This is a genomic window from Amycolatopsis benzoatilytica AK 16/65 (assembly GCF_000383915.1).
Lineage (GTDB): Bacteria > Actinomycetota > Actinomycetes > Mycobacteriales > Pseudonocardiaceae > Amycolatopsis > Amycolatopsis benzoatilytica.
In genome coordinates this window covers 8,055,599-8,078,023 of the sequence record NZ_KB912942.1, presented here as the reverse complement: position 1 = coordinate 8,078,023, position 22,425 = coordinate 8,055,599, and the positions used below count along the sequence as shown (strand labels likewise).

Genomic DNA, 22,425 nt, shown 5'->3' with positions numbered 1-22,425 from the left:
TGCGCGATGAGCCTGTCCGGTTTCGCCGCGCCCTGGTGGTTCCTGCTGTTCGTCGTCGTCGCCGCGATCGCGGTCGGCTACCTGCTCTCGCAACGGGCTCGCCGCAAGCGCGTGCTCCGGTTCGCCAACCTGTCCCTGCTGGACCGGGTCGCTCCGCGCGCCCTCGGCAGGCGCAGGCATCTTCCGGCCGCGCTGCTGATGGTGTCGCTCTCGCTGTTCACGATCGGCATGGCCGGACCGACCGCCGATCATCGAGTTCCCCGCAACCGGGCGACCGTGATGCTGGTGATCGATGTGTCGCTGTCCATGCAGTCCACCGACATCGTCCCAACCCGGCTGCAGGCCGCGCAGGAAGCCGCGCGCACGTTCGTCCGCGATCTACCGCCCGGCATCAACCTCGGCCTGGTTTCCTTCGCCGGGTCCGCGACGACGCTGGTGTCGCCGACTGTCCAGCGGGACCCGGTGATCCACCAGATCGACACTCTGAAACTCGCCCCGTCCACCGCGACCGGGGAGGGGATCTATGCCGCGCTGCAGGCGATCGACAGCATCGAATCGGTGGTCACCGGCCCGGACGGCCCGCCGCCGGCCCGGATCGTGCTGATGACCGACGGCAAGGAAACGGTCCCCGACGATCTCAACTCGCCCCGCGGCTGTTTCACCGCGGCGCAAGCGGCGAAGCAGCACAACGCACCGATCGCCGGAATCTCGTTCGGCACTTCGGACGGCACGGTCGACATCGACGGGCGCCAGGTGCCGGTCCCGGTCGACGACGACGCGGTCCGCCAGACCGCGGAACTTTCCGGCGGGCAGTTCTACAAAGCGGCCAGCGCGGAGGCGATCAAACAGGTCTACGCGGACCTCGGCCAACAGATCGGGTACGAAACCCGCAAGGAAGACGACAGCCGGCCGTGGATGGCGTTGGGGTTGTTCGTGTTGATCGTGGCTTCAGTCAGTTCACTGCTGCTGGGGCAGCGGTTGCCCTGATTCGGCGGGACGCCCATCCGGCGTTGCCTTGCTGCCTGTCGCCTCCCCAATTTCACCGCTTCGGCCAATGCCAGGCCGGCCGGTCCAGTCGCCCCTGGCCGGCCACCACCGTCTGGCCGAAGTCCTTCTCCAGCTCCAGCACCGACGCGTCTTCCAGGAACCGCACCAGCAGCTGGGAATGCGATACCACCAGCACCTGCGTCTTCTTCGCCGCGGCCGTGATCAGCGCGGCCAGCGCGGGCAGCAGATCCGGGTGCAGGCTGGTCTCCGGTTCGTTCAGCACGAGCAGCTCCGGCGGCCGCGGGCTGAGCAGCGCGGCCGCCCACAACAGGTATCGCAGGGTGCCGTCGGACAGCTCCGCCGCGCTCAGCGGGCGCAGCAGGCCGTGCTGGTGAAACCGCAGGTCGAACCGGCCGTCGGTGGCCGCCACTTCGACCCGGGAGCCGGGAAAGGCGTCGTCGATCGCGGTGGCGAGGACGACGTCGGCGGCGGACTCCTGGATGGTGCGCAGCGCGGCGGCCAGGTCGCTGCCGTCATGGTCGAGCGCCCAAGTGCGGGTGCCGATGCGGCTTTGCCGGGCGGGTGAGCCGGCATCGGTGCGGAACTGGTCGTAGAACCGCCAGGCGCGAAGCCGTTCGCGCACGAGCAGCAGCTCCGGGCATCGCCGCGGGTCGGCGAACTCGCTCACCATGCTGTCGGTGAGCGCGATCGAGCGACCACTGTCGGTCCAGCCGCCGGACTCGTCGCGGATACGGACCCGGCTGCCGGAGCGGTCGGCCAGCAGCGCGGACGAACGCAGCACCGGGCCGTGCCAGACGGATTCGCGTTTGTACTCCGGATCCAGGTTGAACGCGGTGTTTTCGGGTACCGGCAGCCCGAAGTCCAGCGCGTAGCCGAAATCGTCGCCGGAGTAGCCGAGCCGCAGGCCGACCGGTTCCTTCCGAGCCACACCCCGCACCGGTGCCCGGCCCTCCCGCACCGCGCGGCCGATCGACTCCGGTCCTGCCCACAGCGTCGACGGCAGCCCGCCTTCCCCGGCCAGCGCGGCGACGGCGCCGTTGCGGCCAGCGTCGGCCAGCAGCCGCAACGCGCGGTACAGACTGGACTTTCCGGTGCCGTTCGCGCCGACGATCACGGTGAGCCGCGACAGCGGCAGCACCAAGTCACGCAGCGAGCGGTAGTTCTGGATCGCCAGAGTCGTCAGCACGCCGACACCTCGGCGGGCAGGCCGAACCGGGCGAACAAGGCCGCCTCCAGAAACCAGGTGACGGTACGGATCCGGTCGCCGCACGGCTCCAAAACCAGGATTCCGGCCGGATACCCAGTCGTTCCACCGGATTCGGTGAGATAGCAGCCGAACGCCGGGTGCGTGTTCGCGCGCGTCGGGACCAGCCGGAACCGGCGGTCCCCGCGCCATTGCCTGAACATCGTCAGGAACGCCCAGACATCCGCGTGGCCGACGTACTCGTGCGGTGCCGGCGGCATCGCGAGCCAGCCGTCGTCGGTCAGCAGCTCGACGACCCCTGCGACGTCTCCCGCGCTGAACGCGTCGGCGAACCGTTGCGCGAGTTCACGTTCCCGCGGCGCGGGCGGGGCGGGCTCCACGGTCTGGCGCAGCTGAGCCCGCGCGCGTTGCAGAGCGCCTTTCACCGCGGTGACACTGGTGTCGAGCATCTCCGCCACGTCCCCGGCGGGAAAGTCGAGCACGTCCCGCAGCACCAGAACGGCCGCCTGCCGCGGTGGAAGCCGCTGCAGTGCGGCGACGAACGCCAGCGCGAAATTCTCCTTGGCGTGGTACTGGTCAGCCGGATCGTCCGGCGCGGGCTGCAGCCAGGTCACCTCGGTGCGGCGGCTCGGCTCCGTCGGAGTGAACGGCGGTGTGGGCTCGGCCGGGATGCGGCGGCCAGCGTCGCGGATCGCGTTGAGGCAGCGGTTGGTGGCGATCCGGTACAGCCACGCCCGCAGAGATGCGCGGCCGGCATAACCGTCCAGGCCGCGCCAGGCCGCCAGCAAGGTCTCTTGCAGCATGTCCTCGGCGTCGGTGAGCGAGCCGAGGATGCGGTAGCAGTGCACCTGCAGCTCGTGCTGGTACGGGCCGACCAGCTCGCGGAAGGCGTGCGCGTCCCCGGCGCGTGCGCGATCGAGCGTTTCCTGGCCCACCTGTCGCATCCTGCCACGGACCGTTCCGTTCCCGGGCCCGCCGGTGTCTCGACAGACGACCCTACGAAAGGCAGTTCCCATGAACCCGGTAGCCGACCTCGCCGCTGTCCTCGACTCCGCCGGTGACCTGATCGCCGGCATCGCCCGATGGGACAAGCCGACTCCGTGCCCGGAGTGGACCGTCCGCGAGCTGGTGAACCACCTTGTCCTCGGGCATCGGCTGTTCACCGACGTCCTGCGCGGCGCACCCGGCGGCTCGCTGGACCCGAAGTCCGAGGACGTGCTCGGAGCCGATCCGGCCGCCGCCTACCGGCGAGCTGCCGCGAAGCTGCTCGCCGAGTTCGGCAAGCCGGGCGTGCTGGCGGGGCAGTACACCGTCCCCGCCGGATCGGTGCCCGGGGCCGCCGCGGCGCGCTTGCTCGGCACGGAGCACCTCGTGCACGGCTGGGACCTGGCCGTCGCGACCGGCCAGAAGCCCGCCTTCGACGACACTGTCGTGGCCCGGCACATCGAGTTCAGCCAAGCGAAAATCGCCGACCTGCCGCCAGGACGCCGTCCGTTCGCACCGCCGGTACCAGTCGCCGGGGACGCGTCGCCGCTGGACCGGCTCGCCGCGCTGCTCGGCCGGTCGCCGAATTAGCCGGCCCGGAACTCCAGCAAGCCGCGCTGGCTGGTCAACGCGGTCGCGTCCGTCAAGATCAACCCAGCTTCCGAGGCCAGGGTACGGAATTCTTCGACCCGGCGCTCGCGCCCGCCGAAATGGGCCAGCATCACCAGGTCCATTTCGGTGCGCGCGTGGATTCCGCTCACCGCCTCGATGGCGAGAATGCGACCGGCCCGGCCCGCCGCCTCCGCGCAGCGTGCCAGGATGCGGCGGGCGTGCTCGTCGTCCCAGTTGTGCAGGATGTCCACCAGCAGGTAGCCGTCCGCGCCGGCCGGGAGCGGATCGAAGAAACTGCCGCCGCGCACCTCGACCCGGTCGGCGATCCGGCGCGCCTGGAACGCGGCTTTCGCTTGGGCCGCAGTGGCTTCCAGGTCGATCAGCTGGGCCCGCAGCTTCGGGTTCGCTTCGAGAACGGCGGCGAGCAGATCGCCGCGCCCTCCGCCGACGTCGACCAGCGTCGCGAACCTCGACCAGTCGATTCCGCTGACGACCTCCGGGATCTCCGTACGGAACCGGTCCGTCATCTGCTGGTCGAACGCTTTCCGCAGGACCGGGTGCTCGGTGAGATCGGCCCAGAAGTCCCGGCCGTACCGGCGAGCGTAGGCCGCCTCGCCGGTACGGATGCTGTGCTCCAGTTCCACGAACGCGAGTTCGGCGCGACCGGCCGCCCGGTTCAGGTCGAGCAGGTTGGCCAGACCGTTTTCCGCTTCCACGCAAAGGTTTTTGCCATACTCGGTGGTGCGGTAGCGGTCGTCGATGCGTTCGACGACACCGAGAGTGCCCAAGTGGCCGCACAAAACGCCGAGTGCGATCGGCGAGAGGTCCAATTCGGCGGCGACCTCGTCGACGGTGGCGGGAGCGCACAGGCGGTCCGGCAGCCCGAGCGTCACGGCGACTCGCAACGCCATCGGCGTGGCGAGGCTGGCAGCTTGGAGAAGGCGGCGGACGTCGTCGGCAGTCACGTGCACCCACTTTGCCAGGCAGGTCAACCGGAATTCCGTCGCCCGCTGGCAGTGTGCGCAAAGTCGGCGAGGCTGCGCAGCGGTCGGCCGAGAGCCCGCCGCACCCCGTCCGACGCGTGCGCGCGCGAAGGCGTTGGCGCAACCGAACCTTCCGGCCACGAGCAGGATTCGAGGGCGGTTAGCCGGATGCACGTCCTGTCGCGAGTGGCAGTTTTCGCCGCTACTCCGCGGTTTTCGCTTTGAAGCGTGCCTTCTCCCGGACCAGCGCCGAGACCCGTTCCACCGCATCGAGTGACGGCGAATCGAACAGATGTTCTATACCGTGGAGACATGTCCGAACTCGCCCGAGCCCTGGGCTGGCGGCGCGGGCTAAGACGCCTCGCGGCTGGACTTGCGCGGCTTCGCCCCCAACGCCACCGCCAGCACCGCTCCCGCCACCATGCATCCGCCGACCACCCACAACCCCGTTCGCTGCGTACCGGTGAGGTCACGCAGCCAGCCCGTCAGATAGGGAGCGGCGAAGCCGCTCAGGTTGCCGAGCGCGTTGATCAGCGCGATCCCGCCGGCCGCCGCCGCACCGGAAAGGAAGTTCGACGGCAGCGCCCAGAAGGCCGGCAGTGCCGCGCACACGCCCATGGCGCAGATCGTCACCGCGGTCATGGTGGCGTAAGGGTTTCCGAGGTAGAGCGCTACCGGGATCGCCGCACCGCCGACGATCATCGGCAACGCGACGTGCCAGGTGCGCTCGCCGGTGCGGTCGCCGTGGCGCGCCCACGGGACCATCACCAGAGCGCCCGCGACGTACGGGATCGCGTTCACCAGACCGGCCTGCAGCACGGTCAGCTTGGTGCCGAATTCCTGTCCGAACCCGGCGATGATCGTCGGCAGGAAGAAGCCAAGCGCGTACAGGCCGTAGACCACCGCGAAGTACACGAACGCCAGGCCGAGGATCCGCGGATGCGTGAGCGCCTTGCGCAGCGGCCAGTGGTGCTCCGCCTCGGTGGCGCGGCGTTCGGCGTCGAGTTCGGCGGTGAGCCAGTCGCGTTCCTCGGTGGTGAGCCACTTCGCCTGGTCCGGCCGGTCGGTCAAGCAATACCAGGTGACGACGGCCAGCAGCATCGCCGGCACGCCTTCCACCAGGAACATGAAGCGCCAGCCGGAAAGGCCGAACACGCCGTGCCCGCCGCTGATGAGGAGGCTGGAGACGGTGGAGCCAATCGCGCTCGAAACCGGCACCGCGCACATGAACAGCGCGACCGCTTTCGCCCGCTGCGCGGCCGGGAACCAGTACGTCAGGTAGAGGATGATGCCCGGGAAGAAGCCGGCCTCCGCGACGCCGAGCACGAATCGCAGCACCACCAGCGTCGCCGTGTTCGGCACGAAGGCCATCGCGACCGCGACCACGCCCCAGGTGATCATGATCCGCGCGATCCAGCGGCGCGCGCCGAACCGGTGCAGTGCCAGGTTGCTCGGCACCTCGAGGATCAGGTAGCCGATGAAGAAGATCCCCGACGCGAGCCCGAACGCGGTCGCGGTGAGGCCGAGCTCCTTGTTCATCCCGTTCGGACCCGCGAACCCGATGTTGACCCGGTCCAGGTAATTGACGAAGTACAGCAGCATCAGCAGCGGCATGATCCGCATCGCCGCCTTGGCCATCACCCGGTTGCCCAGCGCGCTCGTCTTCGTCGACATGCCCGGATCTCACCCGGCCAGGACCGTCGCGTCAAGGATTCAGCGCGAGTAATGCTCCGCGACCGCCGCGAACACTTCCTTCGGCTCCCAGTTCAGCCCCGGATAGGCGGTGCCCGATCCGTGTTCGAGCACCTTCACCATGCCGAAGCTGGCCAGGTCCAAATCGAGCCGCGGCTCGCCGTCCGGCCGGTGCGGGTAGTTGCAGAGCGCGAACAGGAACACGAACGCGCTGTCCACCCCTTCCGCGTCGAAGATCTCCAGCAGTTCCCGCACATACGCGGCCTGCCCGGCTTCGTCGCGCTCGTACTCGCCGTCGAGCCGAACCGGGTCGCCGGTCTCCGGGTCGTACTCGACCACCTCCAGGCTCCTCGGCGCCACGTCGCCCGCCCCGCGCCAGGTAGCCGTCCCGAAGCCGGTGATCGCCACCGGTTTCCCTTGCGACACCAGCGTTCGCACCCCGGCCTGGAAGATGTCCGCCACCGCGGCCGAACGAATCAGCTCCATCGTCACGAAGTCGAACCGGCTCCAGTCCAGCTGCTCGTACTGGATCGCGGCATACGTGACCGGCCCATAGAAGTGCTGCCGCACCAGCCGCACCGCCGTGTCGAGGAACACGTCGAGCCGCTTGCTCACCTCCGCGATCCGCTCGGCCCGCCCGTCCGGGTCCGCGAACAGCCAGCCAAGCCGTTCATTGGTGTCGGCCCCCGGAATGAAGCCGTGCACCATGACACTCAACTCGACCCCGGTCACGAACACCACGTTCGCACCACCGGCCCGCAACCGCTCCGCGCGCGTCGCGCAGTCGGCGAACAACGCGAGCATCTCGTCCTCCGTTGCGTCCAGCGGATACGGCGAGAACCACACCTCCAGCCCCAGCTCAGCGGCCCACTGGGCAGCCAGGTCCAGCCGTTCCGGATCACCGCCGACCAGGTGCACCGCGGTGCAATGCAGGTCGTCCCGGATGATCGCCAGCTCGCGCCGCACCACCTCGGGCTCAAAACTCGGCCGAGACGACCGTCCATTGCGGACGAACCCGGTCTCGTACGTCATTCCCTTGCCGCGCATGACGGCTCCTCTCGTTCGGGGATACCGCCAACCCTACGCATGAAACTTGCGTGCACGCAAGTTTGCGCAGGCGCATTTTTTCTGCGAGACTGCGCGCGTGACCGGACTGCGCGAACGAAAGAAGCAAGCCACCCGTGCAGCACTGCGCGAAGCGGCCCTACGCCTGGCAATCGAGCACGGCCCGGCAAACGTGCGAGTCGACGACATCGCCGAGGCCGCCGGCGTCTCACCGCGGACCTACAACAACTACTTCTCCAGCCGAGAAGAGGCGATCGTCGCGGCAGTCACTGCGGACCGCGAAGACCGCATTGCCGCGGCGGTCGCCGCGCACCCCCCGAGCACACCGCTGGCCACCGCGATCGTCGACGCGATCACCGAGCAATACGCCGACCCCGGCGAACAAAGCCGAGAGACGCTGCTCCTGATCACCGCCAATCCCGGACTGCGCGCAGCTTTCCTGGACGCGCCGGCCGCCTTGGAAAACCCGCTGCAGGAAGCGATCGCGTCGAGAATCGGCAACGAACGCACCGCGCGAGTACTGGCCGCCAGCATCGCGGCGGCCGTGCGAGTCGCGCTTGAGCTGTGGACACAGCCCAGGGACAGCGGCCTAGTCGTAGTAACCAGCCCACTCCCGGACCTGTTGCGGCAGATGCTCGCGCCCTTAGCCCCAGCCCTCGACGCCGCCGACCCGGCAACAGCCGAGTAGCGCCGCGGATTCGACCGCCGGGAGCCCGAAGTTCCGCGACACCGTCACACCTGCCGGACAGAGCCTGCCCACTCGCTAGACCGAGACGGTGAATCTCCACCCCTTCGTCGTTCAACTCCAACATTTCCTTCACAACTTTGTGAAATCTGTGTACCTTCAGAAATATCCACAGGGGAAGGAGCGACGATGACCCGTCAGGCAGGACTCCCGCTCGAGAGGGGCGCGTGCCCGTACGATCCGGCACCGGCGCAGCGGGAGTGGGGGCCGATCGCGCCGCTGACCTATCCGGACGGTGCCCAGGGCTGGTTCGTCACCGGGTATCACGAGACGCGGGCGATCCTCGCGGACAAGCGGGTGTCCGCCCGCGCGGAGCTGGTCAACGTGCCAATCGACCTCGGCGAGATGCCACCGAAGAAGCCGGCCGATCCGGGGGTGTTCACCGGGATGGACGACCCGGACCACCACCGGTACCGCAAATTGCTGACCGGGGCGTTCACCGTGCACCGGATGCGTCAACTGGAGGACCGCGTCGCCGAGATCGTCGACGAGCACCTCGACGCGATGGCTGCCGCGGACGGTGCGGTTGAGCTGGTGGAAGCGTTTGCGCGGCCGGTGCCGTCGCTGGTGATCTGCGAGTTGCTCGGTGCGCCGTGGGAGCGGCGGGCCGAGTTCCAGCGGCACAGCGCGATCATGTTCTCCAGCGAATCGTCGATCGAGGACCGGCTCGCCGCCGGACAGGGCGTCGTCGGCTTCATCGCCGACCTGATCAAAGAGAAGCGGGCCGAACCCGGCGACGACCTGCTCTCCGACCTCGTCGCTAGCGGCGAGCTGACCGACGAGGAGCTCGCCAACATCGGGATGATGCTGCTGGTCGCCGGTTTCGAAACGACGCGCAACATGATCGCCCTCGGCACGCTCGCGCTGCTTGACAACCCGGACCAGCTCGCCCAGTTCCAGGCCGACCCGGATCTCACCGCGAACGCGGTCGAAGAGCTGATGCGCTACCTCAGCGTCATCCACATCGGCCCGGTCCGCACCGCGCTCGAAGACATCGAGATCGGCGGCGTGACCATCAAAGCCGGCGACCCGATCACCTTCTCCATCCCGATCGCCAACCGGGACGCGGCGAAGTTCGCGAATCCCGACGTCCTCGACATCACCCGCAAAGCCGCCGGACAGCTCGGCTTCGGCCACGGCGTGCACCAATGCCTCGGACAGCAGCTCGCCCGGGTCGAGATGCGGATCGCGCTGTTCCGGCTGTTCGCCCGATTCCCCGGCTTGCGTCTGGCGGTGCCCCGCGACGAGATCCAGGTGCCGGCCGACGCGTCGATCCTCGGCCCGGTCACGCTCCCGGTGACCTGGCGAAGCTGACCAGGCACAGCACCAACCCCGGTCCGAGGGGCCGACGCATCGACGTCGGTCCCCGGACCGGACACCGCCTCGGGTGCTTTTCGGTTACCTCGCAATCGAAAAGCCGAAGCCCTGCCGACCCCTCGGCATCCGCGCTGCGCTGGGCTAGAAGCCTTCCAGTTCGGCGATGCGCTGGAAGACTTCCCGCGTGCCGACGCGCTCCATCTCCGGGTCGAGTTCGTAGTAGACCGCCAACACGTTCTGCGCGAGCCGGCCTGCTTCGTCCAGGTCCGCGTAGCGGCCCAGCGATATGTCCCGCATCGCTTCTTCCGGCGTCATCCCGCGCTGATACCTCGCCGCCGACTCGGCCTGCACCCATTCCAGGTAATCGCGGACGTCCCGGACGCCGCCGGCATCGGTCACCGGGCCGTGGCCGGGAACGATGAACTGGGCGTCCATCGCCAGCATCGCGTCGCAGGCGGCGATCCAGTTCGACACGGGGCCGGCCCAGGTGATCGGGGTGCCGCCGATGAACAACAAGTCGCCGGCATAGAGGACGCCCTCGTCGCGGACCCAGACGACGCTGTCGCCTTCGGTGTGCGCGGGGCCGAGGCGGCGTACTTCCACCGCTACGCCGCCGATGTCGAGCTTCAGCTCGTCGGCAAACGTCTGGTTCGCGTACGTCGCGGTGATCGAGTCGAAGTCGAACGGGTGCAGGATGTGCTTGGCGAAGCGGCCGATCGTTCCCTCTTGCGAGGTCAGACCGCGCATCAGGTCCGGACCGTTCGTTCGCATCTCTTCCAGGGTCGCCGCGGACGCGATGATCGCGGCATCCGCGACGAGTTCGTTGCCGAACCAGTGATCGCCGTTCGCGTGCGTGTTCACTACCGTCCTAATCGGACTGTCCGTAGTGGTCGCGGCCAGACCGGTCAGCATTTCCCGGGTCATCGGGACATCGAAAAGCGTGTCGACCAGCAGGGACTCGCCACGGCCTGCGATCAGGCCGGCGTTGCTCCAACCCCAGGTGCCGTCCGGCACCAGCCAGGCCGAGCAATGCTCGGTGAGCCGGTGGTGCCCCTTCTCGAACGGGATGTCTTGCGCAGTGGCCACGATCTGCCTCCTAGGAACGAACGTGCACTTCAGGTGCACCCTGATAGGTCGCCAATCCCCCGCGGGACGCTTGCCGTTCTCCCACTGGGTTGCGCAGGACGCCGACGCCGGACGCGGCCAGTTCCACGACGTCGCCCGGCTGGATCCAGCGGTCCAGCTCCAGACCGCAGCCGCCGCCGACGGTGCCTACCGCGAAGAATTCGCCTGGGTAGACCGTTTCGTCGAGAGAAGCCCAGGCCAGCACCTCGGCGAAGGAGAACTTCCGGTCCTTTGTGGATCCGGTCGCCCACACTTCGCCGTTGACGGTCGCCGACATCCGCACCGCCCATTCGTCGACCTCGTCCATGGTGAGCACGCACGGGCCCATCGCGGTGCAGAAGTCCTTGCCCTTGGACGGGCCGATCATCAGGCTCATTTCGAACAGCTGGATGTCGCGCGCGCTGACGTCGTTGAAGATCGTCACCCCGGCGATCCGGCTGGCCGCCTCTTCCGGAGTCAGGTCCCGGCCGCCGCCGGAGGTGAAGAAGCCCAGTTCCAGTTCGAAGTCGAGTTGCGCGGTGTAGGACGGCCACAGCAGTGGTTCGCCCGGTCCGACCACCGATTCGACATTGCACTTGTAGCAGATCGGCATCGCCGAAAAAGCCGGCGGAACGTCGAGGCCGGAGCCGGTGGCGTGGTCGTTGTAGGTCAGGTAGTCGCGGATCCGGCGCGGTCGCGGCACCGGCGCGAGCAGCCGGACATCGGCGGCCGGAAGTACCGCTGGATGCCCCTCGTCGACTAGTGCGGCACCGCGGGACGCGGCTTCGTCAACGACCGAAAGCGCCTGCTCAGCCAGGGTGCGAGCGGCCGGGCCCGCCTCGAAGAAGGCGACCATTTCGGCGGGCACGAACGGTGCGCCCGACGCCGCGGCCGAGCCGCGGCGCAGCGCTCGTTCCGCTCGCAGGACCCGGGCCGGATCGATCACTGCGTCGCCGTGCAGGACGCCGAGCCGGGGCGTCGCAGCGGATTCATAGGTGACCAGACGCATCGCCGCCTCCTTGAACCAGAGTCTTACTTTGGACTTAAGTCCAATAAGTAGCTAAGCTACGACCCGGAGGAAGAGGCGTCAAGGCCGGCATTCGGCAGGCGCCGCGGCGAATTGGTGGTTGACTGCAAGACATGACGGCAGAAGCGAGTCCCCGCGCGACCGGCGACCGGCGGACCCGGCAGCGGCAGGAACGCCGGGACCGGCTGTTCCACGCGGCGGTGGAACTGTTCGTGGAGCGTGGCTACGACAACACCACGATGGACGACATCGCCGAACGCGCCGACACCGCGCGCGCCACTGTGTTCAACCACTTTCAGCGCAAAACCGCATTCCTGGACGAATGGAGCCTGCGCCGCCGCGAACGGGCGATGACCGCGGTGCGCGCGGAGAATCTCGAGAACCAGCCCTTGCGCAACGTGCTCGACCGGTATCTGACCGAGCTGGCGCGCAACAGCGTCGACGCACGCACCGAGACTCTCGCCTGCATGAGCGCGGCGATCCACTCCACCAACGTCTTCGGCAACCCGGAACTGGCACATCAGTTCGGCGCGTTCGTGGAACGCGCGCAGGCCACCGGCGAGATCCGCGCGGACATCGATCCGCGGCAGGCCGGGCTTTTGCTTGCGACGTCCTACTTCGCGACGCTCAGCGCCTGGATCTCCAGCGAGCCGGCACCGTTCGACCTGCAGGAACACTTGCTGGCCATGGTGGAGATGATCCTGCACGGCATCGCGAACGCGTAGCGGCTACGCCGGGCCCGCCGGCGTAGCCGCGAGAATCCGTTGCTCAGGCGCGAATTCCGGCGAGGCCGGACAGCAGCTCGCCCATGTCCACGAGCACACGCGACGCACCGCCGGTCAGCGGCACCGCGGTGATCCGGCCGCCGAGGTCCGAGACATAGGCGACCTCGTCGTCCACCGCCAAGCCGATCGCCTCGGCGAAGCCGTCGGCCAGAATCTCCGGGTCGGCGCCTTTCTCACCGGGGCCGGGAAGCGGTGCCCGGTTCAGCGTGTTGCCTTTCGGCGCCGCGCCGCGGTCGGTCCAGTACAGGTGACCGTCGTGGATTTCCAGGTCGATCGGTTCCGGCAGGCGGTCCCACAGGACCTCGATGTCGGACCGGTTCGCGGCGGTTTCCCCTGCCGGGATTTCCAGCCCGGCCCGGAAAATCCGGCCGAGGCCGCCTTTCGCCGGACCTTTCTGCGTCCAGTACAGATGCGTCGCGTCCACCGTGACGCCCACGCATTCCTGCGTGCCGGTGCCATCCGGCGTGTTCACGACCAGGTCGGTTCGCCCGGTTCCGTCCGGTCGCACCCGGCTGACCCGGTAGCCCTCCCGGTCGCCCCAGTACAGCGAACCGTTGTACGCCAGCTGCTTTCCGGTGGTCAGCGCGCCGTCCGGGAGCACGTCGCGGGCACCGGTGCCGTCGAGGCCGACCGCGTGCAGCCCGCCGTTGCGCGCCGAGTAGTCCAGCCCGGCTTCGCCCGGAACCGACCGGTCCCGCGTCGGCATCCCCATGGTCGTCCAGTAAACCGTGTCGCCGACCACGACGACGCCGTCCGGCGAAACGCCGGCTTCCTTGTACAGCGGGGTAACTCGCCCGTCGGGCAGTCCGACGCGGTAAATCGTCCCGGTGCGAATGCCCAGCACGATCAACTCGCTGAACACCAGTCACCTCCAGTCTGGCCGGTGTGATCCCTGCGGGATCAACGGATACGTGTAATAGCCGGGAGTTTCCGACATCCGGATCTGCTCGGTGACCCCGCGATAACGGCCGAGCGCGGTGTCCGCGGTGAACGTCTCGGGGTCGAAGTACTCGTGTCCGGGCGCGACGCCGGCGACCTCCGCCGCGTAACCCTTGTCGAAGATTCCCAGGCTCAGCAACCACAACGCGACCCGGGTGAGGGAAACCCGCACCCGGTAGGAACCGCCCCGTTCGGCGCGGAGCATCAGTGCGCGAAGGATGCCCAGCTGCAGGAACCACGACGTGATGTAGTCGTTCACCACCGGAACCGCGGGCAGCGACGGAACACCATCCGCACCCTCCAGCAGCATTACGCCGGACAGGCAGCCGGCGGTCTGGTCGAACCCGACGCGGCCGGACCACGGGCCGGTGCTGCCGTTCAGCGTGACCTCGGCGTGGATGATGCCCGGCCGGATCTCGGCGGCCGTCTCGGCGTCCAGTCCGTGCCGGGCCAGGTATCCCGGACGGCGGTTGGCGTAGAAGATGTCCGCGCCGGCGAGCAGCCAGCGCATTCGCTCCCGGTCGGCCGGACGGCGGAAGTCGAGCCGGGTCGACCGGACGCCCACATTGGACGTCGCGTAGAGCACCGGCAGCTCGTACTCGCCCGGATCCCAGACGTTCAGCACGTCCGCGCCGTGCAAGGCGAGCGCGCGGCCGCAGCCGGCTCCCGCGATGATGTGCGCCCGGCCGAGCGCGCGGATCCCTTCGAGCGGTGCCGAAGGCCCGGTGCTCAACGGTTCCGGCGGGCTGTCGCCGATCCGCTCGACGGTCACCGGCGCGGTGGCGGACAGCACCGACTGGTACTGCTCGGTGGCCATCAGCTCTTCGGTCGTGCGGACCACCGGCATGACGACGCCGGCCGCCTCCGCCGCGTCCTCCAGCTCGAACGAGTTCCACTTCGAGATCGCTTGCCGCACCAGGGAATCCCGCTCGGGAACGCCGAGCAGCGCGGCCGCGTCGTTGCGCAGCTTCGGATACGGGCTGATCGGGTGCACCCACCGGCCGTCCGCGGTGGAGTAGAACCGGTCCGTGCCGAAGGCTTGGTCGACGCGCGCCGGATCGCCTTGCGGGTAGCCGTCGAGCAGCTCCCATTTGCGGTCGTAGAAGGGACACAGCCGGTGCGGCGCGGTCCGCAGGTCCATCGAAATGTCCTGCCCGCGTCCGCCGCGCAGCTGCCAGATCTTCGCCACCGCGACCGACTTCGCCGCCAGCGCGATGGCCGTCGCGCCGGCCAGCCGCAGCGCGCCGGGCAGCACCGGGTCGGCACCGGTGAACTCGACCCGCCCGCCGGCATCGGATTCCCGCAGCCCGACCGAGCCGAGCAGCTCGGCCAGCGGCGCGTGCAGGTCGTACTCGTCGGTGCTGGCCGGGTTGGCGAGCGCCGCTTCCAGCTGGCCGGTGAGCGTCATTCCTGCTCCGCCGCCGCCAGCGCGTCCACCACCGCGCGCGTCCGGCGATCCCGCGCGGCGACCCGATCCGGGTAGGTTTCCGCGGTGCCGTAGTCTTTTTCGACCTCTTCGAGCACCGCGTCCAGGTGTTCCCGGTCCGGCTTGCCGATCTCGAACGTCATCTGCGAGCCGACGTGGCTCACCAGATGCCGCATCCCGTCCGGGCCGCCGCCGAGGTGCATGCTCTCGAACGGACCGATAGTCGCCCAGCGCGGCCCGAGCGAGGCTTTCACCAGCTCGTCCAGATCCGAAGCGGACACCACGCCCTGCTGGACCAGGTACATCGCCTGGTCGTTGAAGACCTTCTGCAACCGGTTCCCGACGAAGCCGGGGATTTCCTTCTTCAGCGTGATCGGCTTCTTGCCCAGACCGCGGTAGACCTCAACGGCCCTCGCCACCGTCTCCGCCGAGGTCGCGGCTCCAGGCACCACCTCGACCAGCGGCATCAGCTCGGGCGGGTTGAACGGGTGCCCGACGACGATCCGCGAGGCCGCCGCGTTGCCCTCGGCGATCACCGAGGGCAACAGCGACGACGAGGACGAAGCCAGCACCGTGTCGTCGCTCGTGGCGGCGGCGAGCGTGGCGAACATCTGCCGCTTCAGCTCGATCCGCTCCGGGCCGGACTCCTGGACGAAGTCCGCTCCGGCAGCGGCCTCGGCGAGGTCCGCGACTGCCGTGGCGGGCAGCCCGGCGAGCTCACGGGTGACGATTTCGGCCAGGTCAGGGCGCGGATCGGAGACCCGCACCGTCCAGCCCGCCTCGGCGAACAGCCGGGCCCACGACACTCCGATGACCCCTGCGCCGACGATCGCAACGACCGGCATGGCTCAATCCTTTCTCAGGCGGTGACCGCGTCCGCGTTGTTGAGCAGCGCGCTCGGCGGCGTCAGCAACGCTTCGGACGCTAGCGCGCGGCGGCGGGCGGCGCTCACTCCACCGTAGCTCTCCGTAATCGCGATCAGCCGGGCCGCGTGGTGCGCGACCTCCGACTCGTAGGTCATCCCGATGCCGCCGTGCAGCTGGACGATCTCCTCGGCGGCCGCGGTCGCCGCGTCGCAGACGAACACGAACGCGTCGTCCGCCGCCGTCGCCAGGTCCACTGTGGACGCGCCATTGTCGTGCGCTTCCACCGTCGCGGTGGCCCACAGCGCGAGCGAACGGGCCAGCTCGACCTTCGCGTACAGGTCGGCCGCGCGGTGCACGAGCGCCTGGAACGCGGCCAGCGGAACGCCGAACTGCTTGCGGGTCTTGAGGTATTCGACCGTCATCGCGAGCCCGGTCTCCATCAGGCCGATCGCTTCGCCGGTCACCGCGACCCGAGCGCGGGAGAACGCGACGCGCAGCGCACCCGCCACGTCGGCGTCCGCGGAGCCGAGCAGGACCGCCGGCGTGCCGGCGAATTCGACCTGCGAGGTGTGTCCCCAGTCCGCGGCGCGGCCGTCCGTGCGGGTGATCCCGTCGGCGGTCGCCTCGACCAGGTACACTCCGGTGCGGCCGTTCTCGTCCACCGCGGTGACCAGGAACTTGTCCGCCTGGTCGGCGTTGCGCACCGGCGACTTCACGCCGGTCAGCGCGGAGCCGGCCGCCTTGACCGACGGCGCGACCCCCCACGGGCGTCCCGGCTCGGCGTGCCCGACAGCGATCGTCGTGCCACCGGCGGCCAGCACCGGCAGCAGCGCCTTGACCTGCTCGTCAGTGCCGATCCCGGCGATGATCCAGGACGGCAGGAACACGCCGTCCAGCAGCGGTTCGGCTGCCGCGTGCTTGCCCATCGCTTCGAGCGTCGCGTAGACCTCGACCGGGCCGGCGTCCGCGCCGTCGTGCTCGCCGGAGATCGGCAGACCGGCCAGGCCGAGTTCGCCGAGAGTGCTCCACACCTGGTCGTTCCAGCCGAGCTCACTGCTGGTCGCGGCCGCGCGGCCGCCTGCCGGGTAGCCGCGGCCGACCGCCTGGTCGACGGTCTCGAACAGCAGCTTCTGGTCTTCGTTGAATTCGAGGTTCATCAGTTGCGGCCTTTCAGAGCCCGAGGATCGTCTTCGCGATGACGCCGCGCTGGATTTCGTTGGAGCCGCCGAAGATCGACAGCTTCCGCTGGTTCAGGTACTGCGCCGCGGCCACCGTCGCGGCCTCGTCGGCCAGCACCGGGGACTCGGTGTCCAGCAGCATCCCGTCCGAACCGGCCGCCCGCATGCGCAGCTTCGTGAGCGCCTGCAGGGCCTGCGTGCCCTCCATCTTGAGCAGCGAAGACACCGGGCTGGGCTGCCCGTGTTCCGAGGCGGCGGTGACCCGCATCTGGGTCGCTTCCAGCGCGAGCAGCGTGGTCTTCGCGGTGTGCATGGCGGCGCGGAACTCCGCGTCGTCAGCGAGGCGACCGGTCTCGGTGGGCAGGTCGGCGGCCGCGGCGGCGAGGTCGGCGAAGATCCGCTGACCGGTGCCGACCTGGGCGATGCCGTTGCGTTCGTTGCCGAGCAGGAACTTCGCGTACGTCCAGCCCTTGTTCTCCTCGCCGACCAGGTTCTCCGCCGGGATCACCACGTTGTCGAAGAAGAACTCGTTGACCTCCGCGGACCCGTCGACCAGCTTGATCGGCCGGCGCTCGATGCCCGGGGTGGTCAGGTCGAGCAGCAGGAACGACAGTCCCTGCTGCTTGCGCGGCGCGTCCGGGTTGGTCCGCGCGAGCACGAACATCCAGTCGCCGTACTGGCCGAGCGTGGTCCAGGTCTTCTGCCCGTTGAGAACGTAGTGGTCGCCGTCGCGCTTCGCGGTGGTGCGCAGCCCGGCGAGGTCGGAACCGGCCTCCGGCTCGGAGAAGCCCTGCGACCACCAGATGTCGAGGTTCGCCGTGGCGGGCAGGAACTTCTTCTTCTGTTCCTCGCTGCCGAACTCGGCGATGATCGGGCCGACCATGCTCGCGTTGAAGGCGAGCGGCTGCGGCACCGCGTTGCGCTGCAGTTCGGAGGCGTAGATGTGGGACTGGGTCGGCGTCCAGTCGCGACCGCCCCATTCGACCGGCCAGTGCGGGACGGCCAGGCCGTGCTCGTTCAGGATCCGCTGGCTCGCGACGATGTCGTCGCGGGTGATCAGGCCGAGCGCACTGCGCTTGCGGATCTCCTCGGGAATCGCGCCGAGGAACACCTCCCGCAGCTCGTCGCGGAACGCGAGGTCCTCTTTCGACAGTTCGAGATCCATGGATCAAACCCCTTCGGTGGTGCGGATGGCTCCGACGACTTCGGCGGTGCTCGCCCCGGCGCGTTCGGCGTGCCTGCGGAACCCTGCTGGGGTCCGCGAGAAGTGCAGCGGGCTTTCCACCACGCGGATGGCGCCCTCGGTCGGGTGTTCCCTTTCCGTGATGAGCCCGACTTCCTGAACATACTGGTCGGTAGCCAGGTCGGCGATGTCCACGACGACCGCGTACGGGACGTCGCGGGCGGACAGGTACTCCTCCCACTCCGCGGTGGTCCGGCTGGTGGAGTTGGCCAGCACCTTCTCGACGCCCGCGGTGAAAACCTCCCGGTCGATCACCGGCGAATCCCAGGCCGGGTCGGCCGCGGCGTCGTCGAGACCCGCGCCGATCAGCAGCGTGCGGACGGCGTCGTTGGTGTAGGGCACCGCGGCGATCGCGCCGCCGTCGGCAGTGCGCATCGCGGCGTGCGTGTCGCTCAGCGAGAGCGGGTTTCCGACGTCGCCGGCGGGCGGCACGAACACGTCGCCCGCCAGGTGCTCGACCAGGTTCACCGCGATCATCGCGTCGGCCATCGCCAGCTCGACCTGCTGGCCCTTGCCGGTGCGCTGCTGGTCGAACAACGCGGCCAGCACACCGCTCAGCAGGTACAGCGCGGCGGTCTTGTCGGCGATGAAGGTCGGCACGAACTGCAGCGTGCCGCCCGCCCGGTCCTGCAGGCTGACCAGGCCGGACGTGGCCTGGATGACCTCGTCGTAGGCCGGCCGGTTGGCGCGGGAGGAGTTGACCGCGAAGCCCTGCGCGTGTGCGTAGACCAGGCGGGGGAAGCGGTCGCGCAGCTGCTCGTAGCCCAGGCCGAGCCGGTCGAGCGCGGCGGCGCGCATGTTGGTGACGAGAAGGTCGGCGTCGGCGAGCAGGGCGAGCAGGTCCTCGCGGCCGGCGGCGCTCTTGAGGTCGAGCTCGATACTGCGCTTGTTCTGGTTGACCTGCATGTACAGCGGGGCCATCCCGGGTGTGCGGCCGGTGTTGGCCGGCGACGTCCGGGCGACGTCGCGCAGCGGTTCTACCCGGATCACGTCGGCGCCGAAGTCGCCGAGGATCTGCGTGGCGTACGGGCCCATCACCGCGGACGACAGGTCGATCACCTTCACCCCGGACAGCGGTCCAGTGGCTTCGTCAGGCATCTTCGCGGTCCTCCCGTTGACGATCTTGGCTTCCCGACTAACGCTAAGCGCTTGCTCACCGGAAGGGAATGACCGAGTGCATCAGAGCGGTATGACCACCGTGATAACACCGTGGGTACGCTGCCCACGTGGAGATACACCACCTGCGGTATTTCCTCGCGGTCGCGCGCGAGCTGAACTTCACCCGTGCCGCGCGGTCGCTGAACATGTCGGTTCCGCCGCTCAGCCAGCGCATTCGCGACCTCGAACGCGAGCTGGGCGAGCAGCTGTTCGACCGGTCCACCCACCACACCCGCCTCTCCGCCGCCGGCGAGGCCCTGCTGCCGCTCGCCGAATCGGTCGTCTCGGGCTTCGACGCCATCCCCGCGCGGATGCGCACCCGCGACCGGCGCGCCGACGTACGGCTGGCCATCCCGGACGTGCTGAATCCGGCACACCGCCGCACCCTCAGCGAATCGATCCGCGCACTGGACGGCTCGTACCGGTTCACGTTGCGGCAGATGCCGTCGCTCGGGATGGAATCGGCGCTTCTGAGCAACTCGCTCGACCTCGCGGTGTCGCATCTGGGCACTTCGGACGACCGACTGTCCACGATCGTGCTCTACCGCGAGCCGCTCGGCGTCGTGGTGGACGCGGCGCGATTCCCGGATCGAACCTCGCTCACCCTGGCCGACCTGCGCGGATTCCAGTACCTGCAGGGTCCGCGACACTGGGATCTCGGCGCGCGCCGGGCTGAGCAGCTCGCGGCCCGGGGCGTCCTGGTCGACCCGGAGACCCAGTTCTCCGACATCAGCGGGCTGCTGATCTTCTTGCGCAGCACCAAGAGCTTCACCCTCGTGCCGGTCGAATCGGCGACCGTGCTGGCGCTGGACCCGAGCGAATGCGCGGTCCTGCCGATCGACGACCTCGAAGCCACGCTCACCACGTACCTCATCCGACGCGCCAACGATCCCCTGCTCGACCCGGTAGTCGAGGTGCTGCGGCACGCCTCGTGAGCGGGGTCAGCCGTTCAGGCGGTAGATCACCGAGTCCTGGTCGCGGAAAACCTCGGTCAGGAACGGGAGCCCGGCCAGGTCGTTCAGGCCGGGCGACCAGACCGGCGGCTTCGGCGGTTCGGCCGGCTCGCCCAGGATCACCCAGTGGATGTTCAGCCGCGCCACGGCCGCCCGGACCGCCGCGTTCGTCTCGTACTCCCGGAAGTGCTTGGCCAGCAGCGTCGCGTCGGACGGGGGCAGCGTGCCGTCATCGTGGGCGGCGACGGTGCGGACGCCGCTCAGCGCGTACGTCCACGTCGTGCCGTCGTAACGGTCGTTCATCGCCCATTCTCCCGGCCGCGCGAGCTTGCCCAGCTCGACCATCGCGGCTTCCTCGCCGGGCGTGATGATCAGCTTCTCCGGGTTCTCGTTGCGGTAGCCGCCCGCGACCTTGTCGCCGTTGGTCTGCCAGTACAGGCCGTTGGTGATCACGACGAAACCGAGCAGCACTACGCCGGACAACGCCATCGCGGGCACGCGCGCGGGCAGCCGTTCGCGCAGCCAGTCGTACAGCGACGCGATCCCGTTGCCGACGATGAACGACAGCGGCAGCGCGGCCATCGACATGAAGCGGTACGGGTCGTCCCACCACGGCCGGGCGAGCGCCTTGATCCACTCGGAGTTCGTCGACGACACGGCGATGTAGAACAGGCCGGTGACCAGCGCGGTCAGCCCGATCCAGCGCAACGGCCCGAGCCGCCGGAAGCCCGCGAGCCCGATCCCGAGGAAGATCGACAGCCAGATCTGCGGATGCGCTTCGAGATGCTGGAACCCGAGCAACGCGCCGAGCGCGGCCGTCGCGCGCCATTCGACCGGCCAGCCCAGATACGGCAGCGGACCGTTCGCGAGCCCGATCGCGCCGACCAGTTGCAGCCCCGCGACGAGCACCGAAATCACGCCGACCAGCGCCAGCCACCCGAGATCGCGGCCGATCGTGCGCCACTGCCGGACCCAGCGCGGCAGCAGCGCCGGACCGGCGAACAGGATCGAGCCGAACAGCGTCGACGAGTGGATGCACAGCAGCCCGACGGCCACGGCGACCAGCACGAAACCGGTGTCCGGCGCGACGCGTTCGAGATAGCGGCGCAACGCGACCGCAGCCAGCGGCGTGAGCGTCAGCCCGAGCAGGAACGGATACAGCGGGCCGCGGTTCATCGACTCGTACGTGCTGATCACCGGTGCCGCGGACGCTAGCGCGACCGACCCGGCCAGCACCGCGCGACCGCGGAATTCCCGCACCAGCGCGATGAACGACAGCGCCAGCAGACCCGGCAGCAGCATCGTATTGACGTCGAGCGTGGGCGGGATCGACGTGCTGCCGCTCAGCGTGTACTGCAGCGCGGCGAGCAGGTGATAAGCGTTGGGGTAGAAGGGGGGCTGGCCGTCGCCGTACCAGTTGACGGTGCCCGTGCCGGTGAGGCTGCCGTCGCCGGTCGTCGCGATGTAGCGGACGCCGTTGGCCGCGTACGGCCCGTCGCCGCCCTGCGCGATCGCGCCGAGGTGACCCATGCCGCGGACAGCGGCGAAGATCCCGGCGGCTGTCGCGATGATCAGGCACCCGGCCACCGCGAGATGCGCCAGCGTCGTCCAGTGTGTCTGCTCCGGTTTCGGCGGCGACTTGCGGCGGGTCAGCCACCGCACCCCGAACGCGACGGCGATGAAGAGCAGCGCGGCGGCCAGGTACGTCCAGACGTTGAACGGCAGCCCCAGCGCCGCCGCCCACGGACCGGCCAGCCCGCCGATCGCGTAGCTCAGCAACGGCGCGAACGCCGCCAGCACCCAGCCGCGCAGCCCGGCCGCGAGCCCGGTGAGCAGCCCCGGCACCCCGACCACGAGCAGGCAGACGAGGACACTCGCCACGACGGCAACCATGCTGGGTTCGCTCGGCAACAGACTTCCTAAGGCTGTGATGGATCCGCAGGTGCACCCGGTGGCGGATCGGCGTCGAGGGCTCACCCTAGCGGCCCAGGCGTTCACCCGTACGGCAGATGCCCACCCTGCGCAACCCGACATGTCCACCAGCTGATTCACCCAACCGTGGCGGCTTTACATTTGATCCAGCCTTGTCAAACTCGGTGTACATGTCTTACCTTCGTGTAAAGCCAGCCAACGGAG

The 22,425-nt window shown here is 69.1% G+C and carries 20 protein-coding genes; 6 read left to right on the top strand and 14 right to left on the bottom strand.

The genetic code is table 11. The features are described from left to right. Positions 1-6: 6 nt before the first annotated feature. On the top strand, positions 7-987 hold the full coding sequence (locus AMYBE_RS0137815) for a VWA domain-containing protein (RefSeq protein WP_020664604.1): 981 nt from the start codon (positions 7-9) through the stop codon (positions 985-987). 52 nt (positions 988-1,039) lie between these two features. On the opposite strand, the gene AMYBE_RS0137810 is transcribed toward AMYBE_RS0137815, so the two are convergent. Both AMYBE_RS0137810 and AMYBE_RS0137805 read right to left on the bottom strand, forming a co-directional pair. Next, positions 1,040-2,194, bottom strand: a complete 1,155-nt coding sequence (locus AMYBE_RS0137810; protein ID WP_020664603.1) for an AAA family ATPase — start codon at positions 2,192-2,194, stop codon at positions 1,040-1,042. Beyond that, a complete protein-coding gene (locus tag AMYBE_RS0137805; RefSeq protein WP_027928435.1) occupies positions 2,188-3,156 on the bottom strand; it encodes an RNA polymerase subunit sigma-70 in 969 nt (322 codons plus the stop codon). The genes AMYBE_RS0137810 and AMYBE_RS0137805 overlap by 7 nt, the downstream gene beginning before the upstream one ends. Before the next feature lie 70 nt (positions 3,157-3,226). On the opposite strand from AMYBE_RS0137805, the gene AMYBE_RS0137800 reads away from it, so the two are divergent. Further along, a complete protein-coding gene (locus AMYBE_RS0137800) occupies positions 3,227-3,787 on the top strand; it encodes a TIGR03086 family metal-binding protein (RefSeq protein ID WP_020664601.1) in 561 nt (186 codons plus the stop codon). On the opposite strand, the gene AMYBE_RS0137795 is transcribed toward AMYBE_RS0137800, so the two are convergent. The 3 genes from AMYBE_RS0137795 to AMYBE_RS0137785 all read right to left on the bottom strand — a co-directional run bounded on the left by AMYBE_RS0137795 (position 3,784) and on the right by AMYBE_RS0137785 (position 7,530). Then, on the bottom strand, positions 3,784-4,773 hold the full coding sequence (locus AMYBE_RS0137795; protein WP_020664600.1) for a methyltransferase: 990 nt from the start codon (positions 4,771-4,773) through the stop codon (positions 3,784-3,786). The two genes, AMYBE_RS0137800 and AMYBE_RS0137795, sit on opposite strands and share 4 nt — an antisense overlap. A 369-nt stretch (positions 4,774-5,142) precedes the next feature. Beyond that, positions 5,143-6,465: an MFS transporter gene (locus AMYBE_RS0137790; RefSeq protein WP_020664599.1), complete on the bottom strand. Its 1,323-nt coding sequence runs from the start codon at positions 6,463-6,465 to the stop codon at positions 5,143-5,145. A gap of 39 nt (positions 6,466-6,504) precedes the next feature. Beyond that, positions 6,505-7,530: a glycoside hydrolase family 113 protein gene (locus tag AMYBE_RS0137785; RefSeq protein ID WP_020664598.1), complete on the bottom strand. Its 1,026-nt coding sequence runs from the start codon at positions 7,528-7,530 to the stop codon at positions 6,505-6,507. 46 nt (positions 7,531-7,576) lie between these two features. On the opposite strand from AMYBE_RS0137785, the gene AMYBE_RS0137780 reads away from it, so the two are divergent. Further along, positions 7,577-8,236 (top strand): TetR/AcrR family transcriptional regulator, encoded by a 660-nt coding sequence (locus tag AMYBE_RS0137780; protein ID WP_342663923.1) that lies wholly within the window; start codon positions 7,577-7,579, stop codon positions 8,234-8,236. A gap of 186 nt (positions 8,237-8,422) precedes the next feature. After that, positions 8,423-9,607, top strand: coding sequence for a cytochrome P450 (locus tag AMYBE_RS0137775; protein ID WP_020664596.1), 1,185 nt, complete (start codon positions 8,423-8,425; stop codon positions 9,605-9,607). A 144-nt stretch (positions 9,608-9,751) separates the two neighbouring features. On the opposite strand, the gene AMYBE_RS0137770 is transcribed toward AMYBE_RS0137775, so the two are convergent. Both AMYBE_RS0137770 and AMYBE_RS0137765 read right to left on the bottom strand, forming a co-directional pair. Next, positions 9,752-10,696: an MBL fold metallo-hydrolase gene (locus AMYBE_RS0137770; RefSeq protein ID WP_020664595.1), complete on the bottom strand. Its 945-nt coding sequence runs from the start codon at positions 10,694-10,696 to the stop codon at positions 9,752-9,754. Between the two features lie 10 nt (positions 10,697-10,706). Further along, positions 10,707-11,723, bottom strand: a complete 1,017-nt coding sequence (locus AMYBE_RS0137765; RefSeq protein ID WP_020664594.1) for a fumarylacetoacetate hydrolase family protein — start codon at positions 11,721-11,723, stop codon at positions 10,707-10,709. 131 nt (positions 11,724-11,854) lie between these two features. Here AMYBE_RS0137765 and AMYBE_RS0137760 point away from each other — a divergent pair, with 131 nt between their 5' ends. Continuing rightward, positions 11,855-12,466 carry a TetR/AcrR family transcriptional regulator gene (locus tag AMYBE_RS0137760; RefSeq protein ID WP_020664593.1) on the top strand — a complete coding sequence of 204 codons (612 nt, stop codon included), beginning with the start codon at positions 11,855-11,857 and terminating at the stop codon, positions 12,464-12,466. A gap of 43 nt (positions 12,467-12,509) precedes the next feature. Here AMYBE_RS0137760 and AMYBE_RS0137755 read toward each other — a convergent pair whose 3' ends face one another. From AMYBE_RS0137755 to AMYBE_RS0137730, 6 genes are read right to left on the bottom strand one after another with little or no spacing between them, the layout of a single operon-like run. After that, positions 12,510-13,388: a hypothetical protein gene (locus AMYBE_RS0137755; RefSeq protein ID WP_020664592.1), complete on the bottom strand. Its 879-nt coding sequence runs from the start codon at positions 13,386-13,388 to the stop codon at positions 12,510-12,512. Positions 13,389-13,391: 3 nt separating this feature from the next. Next, positions 13,392-14,873 (bottom strand): CoA transferase, encoded by a 1,482-nt coding sequence (locus AMYBE_RS0137750; RefSeq protein WP_020664591.1) that lies wholly within the window; start codon positions 14,871-14,873, stop codon positions 13,392-13,394. Beyond that, positions 14,870-15,736 (bottom strand): 3-hydroxyacyl-CoA dehydrogenase NAD-binding domain-containing protein, encoded by an 867-nt coding sequence (locus AMYBE_RS0137745; RefSeq protein WP_020664590.1) that lies wholly within the window; start codon positions 15,734-15,736, stop codon positions 14,870-14,872. The genes AMYBE_RS0137750 and AMYBE_RS0137745 overlap by 4 nt, the downstream gene beginning before the upstream one ends. 14 nt (positions 15,737-15,750) lie before the next feature. Next, on the bottom strand, positions 15,751-16,914 hold the full coding sequence (locus AMYBE_RS0137740) for an acyl-CoA dehydrogenase family protein (protein WP_020664589.1): 1,164 nt from the start codon (positions 16,912-16,914) through the stop codon (positions 15,751-15,753). A 13-nt stretch (positions 16,915-16,927) separates the two neighbouring features. Further along, the gene (locus AMYBE_RS0137735) at positions 16,928-18,100 is read right to left on the bottom strand and encodes an acyl-CoA dehydrogenase family protein (RefSeq protein ID WP_020664588.1); all 1,173 of its coding nucleotides are present in this window, start codon (positions 18,098-18,100) and stop codon (positions 16,928-16,930) included. A gap of 3 nt (positions 18,101-18,103) precedes the next feature. Next, complete coding sequence (locus AMYBE_RS0137730; RefSeq protein WP_020664587.1) at positions 18,104-19,276, bottom strand: CaiB/BaiF CoA transferase family protein; 1,173 nt, start codon at positions 19,274-19,276, stop codon at positions 18,104-18,106. Between the two features lie 128 nt (positions 19,277-19,404). Here AMYBE_RS0137730 and AMYBE_RS0137725 point away from each other — a divergent pair, with 128 nt between their 5' ends. Next, complete coding sequence (locus tag AMYBE_RS0137725) at positions 19,405-20,271, top strand: LysR family transcriptional regulator (protein WP_020664586.1); 867 nt, start codon at positions 19,405-19,407, stop codon at positions 20,269-20,271. 6 nt (positions 20,272-20,277) lie between these two features. Here AMYBE_RS0137725 and AMYBE_RS0137720 read toward each other — a convergent pair whose 3' ends face one another. Beyond that, positions 20,278-22,170: a DUF6541 family protein gene (locus AMYBE_RS0137720; RefSeq protein ID WP_342663921.1), complete on the bottom strand. Its 1,893-nt coding sequence runs from the start codon at positions 22,168-22,170 to the stop codon at positions 20,278-20,280. Positions 22,171-22,425: the final 255 nt, after the last annotated feature.

What these genes read in the sequence shown, in the direction of transcription:
- AMYBE_RS0137750 (WP_020664591.1), bottom strand. Translation starts at nt 14,873, where the DNA reads ATGACGCTCACCGGCCAGCTGGAAGCGGCGCTCGCCAACCCGGCCAGC.
- AMYBE_RS0137730 (WP_020664587.1), bottom strand. Translation starts at nt 19,276, where the DNA reads ATGCCTGACGAAGCCACTGGACCGCTGTCCGGGGTGAAGGTGATCGAC.
- AMYBE_RS0137815 (WP_020664604.1), top strand. Translation starts at nt 7, where the DNA reads ATGAGCCTGTCCGGTTTCGCCGCGCCCTGGTGGTTCCTGCTGTTCGTC.
- AMYBE_RS0137790 (WP_020664599.1), bottom strand. Translation starts at nt 6,465, where the DNA reads ATGTCGACGAAGACGAGCGCGCTGGGCAACCGGGTGATGGCCAAGGCG.
- AMYBE_RS0137765 (WP_020664594.1), bottom strand. Translation starts at nt 11,723, where the DNA reads ATGCGTCTGGTCACCTATGAATCCGCTGCGACGCCCCGGCTCGGCGTC.
- AMYBE_RS0137805 (WP_027928435.1), bottom strand. Translation starts at nt 3,156, where the DNA reads ATGCGACAGGTGGGCCAGGAAACGCTCGATCGCGCACGCGCCGGGGAC.
- AMYBE_RS0137785 (WP_020664598.1), bottom strand. Translation starts at nt 7,530, where the DNA reads ATGCGCGGCAAGGGAATGACGTACGAGACCGGGTTCGTCCGCAATGGA.
- AMYBE_RS0137760 (WP_020664593.1), top strand. Translation starts at nt 11,855, where the DNA reads ATGACGGCAGAAGCGAGTCCCCGCGCGACCGGCGACCGGCGGACCCGG.
- AMYBE_RS0137745 (WP_020664590.1), bottom strand. Translation starts at nt 15,736, where the DNA reads ATGCCGGTCGTTGCGATCGTCGGCGCAGGGGTCATCGGAGTGTCGTGG.
- AMYBE_RS0137735 (WP_020664588.1), bottom strand. Translation starts at nt 18,100, where the DNA reads ATGGATCTCGAACTGTCGAAAGAGGACCTCGCGTTCCGCGACGAGCTG.
- AMYBE_RS0137740 (WP_020664589.1), bottom strand. Translation starts at nt 16,914, where the DNA reads ATGAACCTCGAATTCAACGAAGACCAGAAGCTGCTGTTCGAGACCGTC.
- AMYBE_RS0137775 (WP_020664596.1), top strand. Translation starts at nt 8,423, where the DNA reads ATGACCCGTCAGGCAGGACTCCCGCTCGAGAGGGGCGCGTGCCCGTAC.
- AMYBE_RS0137800 (WP_020664601.1), top strand. Translation starts at nt 3,227, where the DNA reads ATGAACCCGGTAGCCGACCTCGCCGCTGTCCTCGACTCCGCCGGTGAC.